General features: G+C 71.6%; 6 protein-coding genes and 2 pseudogenes. 3 read left to right on the top strand and 5 right to left on the bottom strand.

Going from position 1 to position 7960, the window contains the following annotated elements; all coding sequences use genetic code 11:
* The coding region (locus tag HKK72_RS32610; RefSeq protein ID WP_187238279.1) for a M24 family metallopeptidase at nt 1-1043 on the top strand (1043 nt) is incomplete at its 5' end.
* Nucleotides 1044-1064: 21 nt separating this feature from the next.
* The gene (locus tag HKK72_RS32605; protein ID WP_187238278.1) at nt 1065-2645 is read left to right on the top strand and encodes a phytoene desaturase family protein; all 1581 of its coding nucleotides are present in this window, start codon (nt 1065-1067) and stop codon (nt 2643-2645) included.
* An 809-nt stretch (nt 2646-3454) separates the two neighbouring features.
* On the opposite strand, the gene HKK72_RS32600 is transcribed toward HKK72_RS32605, so the two are convergent.
* The 5 genes and pseudogenes from HKK72_RS32600 to HKK72_RS32580 form a co-directional block, all read right to left on the bottom strand.
* Complete coding sequence (locus tag HKK72_RS32600; RefSeq protein ID WP_187238277.1) at nt 3455-3892, bottom strand: hypothetical protein; 438 nt, start codon at nt 3890-3892, stop codon at nt 3455-3457.
* Between the two features lie 10 nt (nt 3893-3902).
* Nucleotides 3903-4985: a DUF6745 domain-containing protein gene (locus tag HKK72_RS32595; protein ID WP_222721420.1), complete on the bottom strand. Its 1083-nt coding sequence runs from the start codon at nt 4983-4985 to the stop codon at nt 3903-3905.
* 141 nt (nt 4986-5126) lie between these two features.
* Nucleotides 5127-5621: a hypothetical protein gene (locus HKK72_RS32590; protein ID WP_187238276.1), complete on the bottom strand. Its 495-nt coding sequence runs from the start codon at nt 5619-5621 to the stop codon at nt 5127-5129.
* Between the two features lie 17 nt (nt 5622-5638).
* Entirely contained in the window at nt 5639-7063 is a 1425-nt protein-coding gene (locus tag HKK72_RS32585; RefSeq protein ID WP_187238275.1) for a sensor histidine kinase, read from the bottom strand.
* Nucleotides 7060-7453, bottom strand: a pseudogene (locus HKK72_RS32580) (DNA-binding response regulator). Before HKK72_RS32580 ends, HKK72_RS32585 begins: the two are co-directional and overlap by 4 nt.
* A 100-nt stretch (nt 7454-7553) precedes the next feature.
* On the opposite strand from HKK72_RS32580, the pseudogene HKK72_RS32575 reads away from it, so the two are divergent.
* A pseudogene (locus tag HKK72_RS32575) lies at nt 7554-7960 on the top strand (hypothetical protein); the annotation flags it as partial.

Genomic DNA, 7960 nt, shown 5'->3' with positions numbered 1-7960 from the left:
GCGCGAACCGCTCCGGTAGCGCGGTGCCATGGCTCACCGGGTGGCCGGTCACCCGCGAGGCGCTGCTGATCGTCGGCCCTCAGGAAGCCGACGACCTGCTTCTCGTGTCCTTCTACAATCACGTGCCGCACGCCAGCCGGCTGTCGCGGGTGCCGGTCGAGCCGACGGGACGAGACGCGATCACGACCGCCCTCGACCGGCTCGCCTCGGGCGGTGAGCGTCCCGCCCGCATCGGGATCGTGGGCCCGCTGCCGTTCTGGCACTACCGCACGTTGGCCGGCCGGGTCGCCGAGGTGGTCGACCTCAACGCGGCCTACACCGCGATGCGCCTGGTGAAGTCCGCCGAGGAGGTGGCCGCCCTGCGAAAGGCGGCCGCGCTCACCGACGCCACCGTCGCTGCGCTCGAGCGGGCCCTGTGTGAGGACGTGACCGAACACGAGCTCGTGGCCGAGATGGAACGCTCCTATGTCACAGCGGGCGGCATGCACCACATCCACTACCTAGGCATCACTTCGATGGAGCGCCCCTCGCTCTGCGTGCCCGCCCAGTGGCCGACCGACCGGCGGATCCACCACGGCGACGTCGTCACGTGCGAGATCAGCGTCGCCGTCGCGCCGGAGTACGCGGGGCAGTTGCTGCGGACCTTCACCGTCTGCGCACCCCCGACCCCGCAGTACGCGCGGCTTCACGCGGTCGCCGAGGAGGCATTCGACGCGATCCGCGCGCGGCTGACCCCCGGGACTCACGCCCGTGAGCTGGTGGCGGCCGGAGCCGTCATCGAGGCCGCCGGGTACACGGCGGTCGACGACCTCGTGCACGGCTTCGGCGGCGGCTACCTCCCGCCGGTCATCGCCGGCCCGCGCGGGCCGCTCGACGCCGTGCCCGACGTCGTCTTGACCGCGGGCATGACCGTGGTCGTCCAGCCGAACGTCGTCACCCTGGATCAGAGCGCGGGTGTCCAGACCGGGGAACTGCTGCTCGTCACCGATGACGGCGCGCAGCGCCTGCACGACTACCCCTTCGGCCTGCACCAGGTCGGCTGACCGAGCGAGAAGGAGGCCGCCATGGCGAGGCGAACGGCAGGAGCCGGCGACGGGAGCATCGCGGGCACCGCGGACATCGTGATCGTGGGCGCCGGGCACAACAGCCTCGTCAGCGCGGCCTATCTCGCCGCCGCCGGCCTGGAGGTGATCGTGCTCGAGGCGCGTGATGTCATCGGCGGCAACACGGTCACCGAGGAACTGACCCTGCCCGGCTACCGGCACGACTCCTGCTCGAGCGCGCACGTCCTGCTCCAGTCCAATCCGCTGATCCGCGACGACGAACTCGACCTCGGCAGGTACGGGCTGTCCTACACGCATCCCGATCCGGCGGTCGTGATGCGGCTGCGCGACGGTTCGAGCCTGGTGATGCACCGTGATCCCTCTGCCACCGCGAAGGAGATCGCGGTGCGGTCGGCGCGGGATGCGCAGGCCTACCTCAGGTTGCACGAGGAGTGGGAGACCGATCTGAAGGCCCCGCACGGGCGATGGAACGCCGGGACGCTCGACCCCCGCGCGCGTGCCGACGATCGTCGCTACGCCGAGCTACGCGAGCGCAGCGCCTTCGAGGTCGTACACGATCGGTTCGTCGACGACGGGGTCAGGGACTTCCTGCTGTGGCTGTCGTTCGCCACCATCCAGCGGCCGGACCGGGCCGGCACGGGGCTCCTCCCGTTCGCCATCACCACCGGCCGCAGCAGGTTCGGCTGGGCCGTGCCCATCGGCGGGTCGGGCATGCTGCCGCAGGCGCTGGCCCGGCTGGTCGAGGACCGCGGTGGCAGTGTGCTCACCGGCCGCCCGGTCGAGGCCGTCCTGGTCGTCGACGGGCGGGCGAGCGGAGTCAGGTGCGCAGGCGGCGAGGTCTACGCCGCCCGCCGCGCGGTGGTGTCGAGTGCCCACGTCGCCCGGCTGGCCGACATGATCGAAGGCGCCGCCGCGCCGGCCGCGGCGCTGGCCGCGAACCGGGCCTGGCGTCCGGGCCTCACCCTCTTCGCGGTCCACCTCGCCCTGCGAGCCGGAGTGCGCTATCCGATCCCCGGCGGCCGCAGCGTCGAGGCGGTGGCGGGCGGCCTCGGCTCCGTCGCCGGGCTCACCGAGCAGATCAGAGCCTTCGACCGAGGTGAGACCTACGCCGCCGACCCATGGATCCTCGTGGTCTGCCCGAACGCCGTCGACGGCACCAGGGCGCCGGACGGTCACGCGACCTGCAAGTTGTTGACGATCGCACCGTACCGGCTCGCCGGCGGGCGCGACTGGGGCGTGGAGCGCGAACGCTTCGCCGCCGCACTCGTCACCCATGCGGCCGCACAGGTCGACGGTCTCGACGAAGCGAGCGTGCTGGCCGTACGGCCCGAGAGCCCGATCGACCTGGAACGACGCAACCCGCACAACGCCGGCGGATCCTGCCACGGCGGGGAGTTCGTCGCCGACGACGGCACCACCGTGCCGGGATGGTCCGATGCGGCGCTGCTTCCCGGCCTCTACCCGACCGGCGCCACCGTGCACCCCGGCGGGTCGGTGTCCGGCCGGCCCGGGCGCAACACCGCCCGCAGAGTCCTCATCGAACTGGGCATGGACCCCGCAAAGGTCATGGGCGACGAATGACGCAGGAGGCGTCCGGGCGGGCCGGACGCACTCCTGCCGGCCATCGGGTGGGCCGCTTGACGGAGGCACCCGTTAGCTTCTGGCGACATGACCCGGACGACCCCACCGCGCCCAGTCGACCTCGCGGCCGTGTTTCCCGAGATCGCGTCCCTCGCCCGGACGGCCACGCGCCTCCACTCCCGGCCTGGGACGCCCGGTGTCCGCGACAGCTCGGTCGGCGGCCCCCTGCTCTGGCCCACCGGTGAGCCCTGGCCGGCATGCGAAGAGCCGCACGACAACGGGGGCGACTTCACCCGCCTGGACGCCGAACGGCGCCGCAGGCGCATCCTGTCGGCGGCCTGGGGGCGGACGCGCAGGGCGGGCAGTTCGCCATCACGCCGCTGGAACGGGCCGAGCTCGACCGCCTCGACGCCGAGGGCGCCGATCCTGACACGCCCACCACCATGCTCGCCGTCGCCCAGTTCTACCTGCGCGACGTGCCCGACCTGGTGGGACCGCCCGGGGCCGACGTCCTGCAGATCCTCTGGTGCCCGCGCGACCACGACCCCCTCTACTGCCCCGCGCTGGTGCTGCGCTGGCGCCGTTCGGCCGAGGTCACCGACGTGCTCACCGAGCAGCCCGAGCCCGAGCCTGGCGCCCCTCGAGGACGCCGGGACCGAGGGCGAGTTCCACGAGCACCCGAGCTGATCGGATCCGACCGGGATCACGATCGGCCGCGGGTACTCGCTGTGGGTCTTCACCTGCCCGGTGTCCTTCGACCACCCGCACGGCGTGAGCATGCAATGAGGCGGGAGGGGCGAGCTACGGGATCAGTCCGTGACCAGGCGTGCCCGCTGCCCTTCGTGCTCCCGCTGCCGGCGCACGACGTAGGCGCCCGGCGTGCAGCCCGTGGCCCCGTGCTCGGGATGCAGCAGATAGGCGACGGCCGAGGTCTCGAAGATGCCGATCGCCAACCAGTCGAAGTCGGACACGTCGGTCGTCCACCGGCACGTGCCGGGGTCGGCGACGAGGGTGTGCGGGTTGCCCCCGGCTGCGCCGCGAAGCAACTCGACGCCCTCAGGGGGCACCGCCGTCCAGTTTGCACCGGGCCGGACCCGCACGGACGACGCGACGACGGAGAGCGGAATGAGGATGAGGTCGCCCTGAGCCTGGAGCCCGTCGACGACGGGGATGCTCACCGACCGCTCGAGGTGGTCGAGCACGGCGAGTCCGGTCTGCTGGGAGAGCGAAGCAAGAGTCACAGTCATGGAGGTCACCTCAGGTTCGGCGGACGAGAAGGGAGTACTGCTCGGCGGACAGCCCGTAGGTCCAGCCGGCGGCGGCGATCGGATCGTCGAAGAAGCCCGGCACGGTCAGCCCATACCGGCGGCGGTGTCCGTCACGTTCGACGGAGCCGTTGACCGCGAGCAGCACCCTGGTCTCCTTCCGCATGTCGTAGAGCCGCAGTTGCGAGCCGGGGTTGCCCGGGTCGGGCGCCGAGCCGACCAGCCGCAGCCTCGCCTGGTCGATATAGGAGGCCCAGCCGATGTGCTCGATGGCGCACCGCCTGACCTCGACGTTGGGCTCCTCGTCGATCCGCCGGACGCTCGGATCGGTGACGACCCACGAGGGCACCGTCGTCCCGTGCCAGGCATACGCGTCCCACCCGTCCGCGTAACGGATCGCGGGGCCGTCCGCGCGATGCAGGCGCACCTCGCCGGCGTCGCCCCACACCTCCGTGTGCAGGGTGACGGGCCGCTCGGAGATGACACAGACGCCCTCACGAGGCCACCACCAGCCGCACGACCGAGCCACCACGGCCCACGGCTCCAACCGACGGTTCTGCTCAGGAGTGAAGACCACCCCGGCCACCCGGCGGAGGGCGTCATAGTGGGCGACCCAGGAGACGCACTGCGCCCCGTACCAGGCGGTCGCCGGGTGGTACGGCGAGTCGTGCGCCGCCCGCAGCGACCGGACGAGCGCACTGTCGGAGGATCGCGCGAGCGAGCTGCGAACCTCCTGGCGGATGAGCTGGTCCATCGGCTGATGGACCCATCTGACCTGGGAGTCGAGTTCGCGGCACAAGTCTCTCATCAGCCGGACGAGCCGTGGTGGCACAGGCCAGTCGGCCATCCGGTCAACGGACTCCGAGGGCCGCAGGCGTATGCCCGGCGGCACGGTCGCCAGCGCCGCGGCCGGTGACGAGACCCAGTGGAAACGCGGTGGAGCGAGCCCGATCAGGCCGTACAACTCGGAGATGGCCGCCTCTGCGGCCGGACGGTCGGCGGGCAGCGTCGACAACGCCAGGCCCAGCCATTCTTCGCGGATTTCGGCAGCTTCCCGCTGCACAAGAACGCTCACCAGATGAGGGCGGCGTCGCCCCTTCCAACGATCATGTCGAGAATAGTGACAGACCGACGCGACGTCTGTCCACCGCCGACGCAGGCCACCGTCGACGTCTCGCCGCGCGCCGTCGGCGTGCGGCGTCCGCGACCTCGGCGTTCAGCGCAGGTCGCGAAAGTCCGCACAGGCATAGGTCCGCCGGTCACCGGGAAAGCGGACGCTCGACGTCCGGGTGCTGCGCGCAGCACTGGGAAAGCCGACACTGGGCGTCCCGGTGCCGCGCGCATCGGCGGTACAGGCGATCTGCGCGCGAGCAGTCCGCGTCAGGGACCCGCGGCCGTGTTCTCCCGGTCCGTTTCCGTTCACGACCCGCAGCACACCCGTATCGTCCCGGACGTACCCCAGCCCACCCGGCACCGCGGTGGTGATGCCGGCGCGCAGCTCGTCCGCGGTGGGCCCGAGGCCGAGCTGATGGAGGGGCAGCAGCGTGTCGCCGTCCATACCGGCCCGTTCGACCCGTGTCAGCCGGTCCTTTTTCAGCAGATAGATGACGTTGCGCTGATGCTCGTGATCGGCCATCGGCGCGGACCCGGCATCGACGATGCCGGTCGGCCGGATGCCGCAGCCGGCGAGCATCAACGCGATCGCGGTCACCGTTACCGCCCGTCTCATCACTCCTCCTCCCGGGCGAGGGGCAGCCACAGGGTGAAGACGGCACCCGCCTCCGGCGCGTTGGCCGCGCACAGGGTTCCGCCGTGCAGTTCGGCGTTGGCCCGGGCGATGGACAATCCGAGCCCGCTGCCACCCCGTCCGCGGGAGGCGTCCCCCTTGACGAAGCGGTCGAAGGCGACGGGAAGCAGGTCCTCCGGCACCCCGGGGCCCTGGTCGCCGACGGTCAGGACGAACCCGGGCACCCCGTCCTCGTCCCTCGGCTCGACGTGGACCTGGACGGGCGGGGCGCCGTGCTCGATGGCGTTGCCGACCAGGTTCGCGATGACGACGTCGAGCCGGCGCGGATCCACCCGGGCCGTCAGTTCCGCGGGAACGGCGGGCACGACCGCGTCGGTCCAGCCGCGAGCGGACAGGCTGCCACATACCGCTTCGGCCACCAGGACGTCGTCGAGGACCAGCGACGCGGTGCCGGCGTCCAGCCTGCTGATCTCGAGCAGGTCCTCGACCAGGGCATGCAGCCGCCGGATCTGATCCGCGACCAGCAGGGCGGCCGTGCCGCCGTCCGCCGAGCCGGTGGCCTCGGCGGAGAGCACGTCGACGACCGCGGTCATGGCGGTGAGCGGGGTGCGGAGCTCATGCGACACGTCGGCGGCGAACCGCCGGGACGCCGCCTCCATCGACCGCAGCTCGGCCACGGTCGCCTCGAGCGCACTCGCGGTGGCGTTGAAGGTCCGGGCCAGCGCGGCCAGTTCGTCCCGGCCGGTGACCGTCACCCGGGTGTCCAGGCGGCCCTCTCCGAGCCGTCGCGCCGCCCGGCCGAGCAGCCGTACGGGGCGGAGCACTCCGCGCGCCGCCGCGAGGGCGATGCCGACGGCAAGGATCACCACCACCGCATCCGCGGCGGCCACGGTACGCGCGAGAGCCTGCAGGTCGGCGGCCTCGCGGCTCAGGTCCACCACGACGAAGGCGATGATCGGCGAAGGTTCGGAACCGTCCGACCATACCCGTGCGCCGATGACCAGCTTGGGTACGCCGCGGTGGACGATCCGGCGGAACACGGTGCCGCCGTCGGCTCTGCCCACGAAACTCTCGGTGACGTAGAGCGCCAGCCGTGAGTTCTCTTCGACCAGCGATGCGAGGGACGTACCGGGCGGAACATCGAAGACGTACACCTCTCTGCCGGGTGCGGTCAGCCGCTCCATGACCCGCTGGGTCAGGTAGGCGGTGGGCGGGACGGTGACCGGTACCTGCCGGCTCAGTGTGTTCTTCACCTCGGCGAGCTGGTAGTCCTGTGTCCTCTGCAGCATCGCGCGCCTGATCAGTTGGTAGGCGATGCCTGACGCGACCAGCGACGAGAAGACGGCCACCCCCGTGAACGCGGCCACCAGGCGGACCCGCAGACCGCCGGACCGAAACCGGATCATGGGGTCACGAACCGGTAACCGAAGCCCCGGACCGTCTCGATGAACTCTGCTCCGATCTTGGATCGGACCCGCTGAACGCACGCGTCCACCAGCCGGGAGTCCCCCGGGAAGGTCCGCTCCCACACCCGCACCAGCAGTTGCTGCCGGGTCTGCGCGTGGCCGGGACGGCGCGCGAGCTCCAACAGCAGCCGGAGCTCGGTACACCTCGATGCCGTCGATGCCCGGGAGCATGACGTCCAAGAGCGCGATCTCGGGGACGCGGGCGCGCGCGTAGTCCAGTCCCTCCTCGCCGGTGGCGCGGGACGTCACATTGTGTCCCAGATGACTCAGCGCCAGCTCCAGACCCGCGCGGGCCGAGGGATCGTCCTCCACGAGCAGCACGGCGACCATGTGCCGATTATGTCCGTGCAACGTCGCGTCCTCTCCAATGTCACAGAACCCGGAAATTTCATGGACGAGACGGTGACAAGCGGTCGCGACGGTACGAGTCATGACATCGGCTCTCATCGACGCCCCGGCCCCGCCCTCTCCCGTCCTGGACGGCGGGGGCGCCCGGCGGCCCGGTCCACGCGGTGTACACGGGCGCCGGCGCTCGGTGCTCCTGCTCGTGACGGGGTGGCTGGCTCAGGTCGCCTGCCGTCTGTGGCTGGGCCGGGGCCAGGCCGCTCCGACGGCGTATCCCGACGAGGCGGGTTATCTCATCGCCGCCCGCTGGCTCGTCGGCGGCCCGGCCGGAGACTTCTCGGGAGGCACGTTCTACCAGGGCGGATACCCGCTGCTGCTGACACCCGTCTACTGGCTGAGTCATGACCCGCAGGTCGTCTACCGGATGGTGCTCGGTCTCGGTGCCGTCGTCGGCGCCTCGATCTTCCCGCTCGGCTATGTCGTCCTGCGCCG

Source organism: Actinomadura sp. HBU206391, from assembly GCF_014323665.1.
Taxonomy (GTDB): domain Bacteria; phylum Actinomycetota; class Actinomycetes; order Streptosporangiales; family Streptosporangiaceae; genus Actinomadura_C.
The sequence above is the reverse complement of the archived record's forward strand: the minus strand, read 5'-3'. Positions and strand labels throughout refer to the sequence as shown.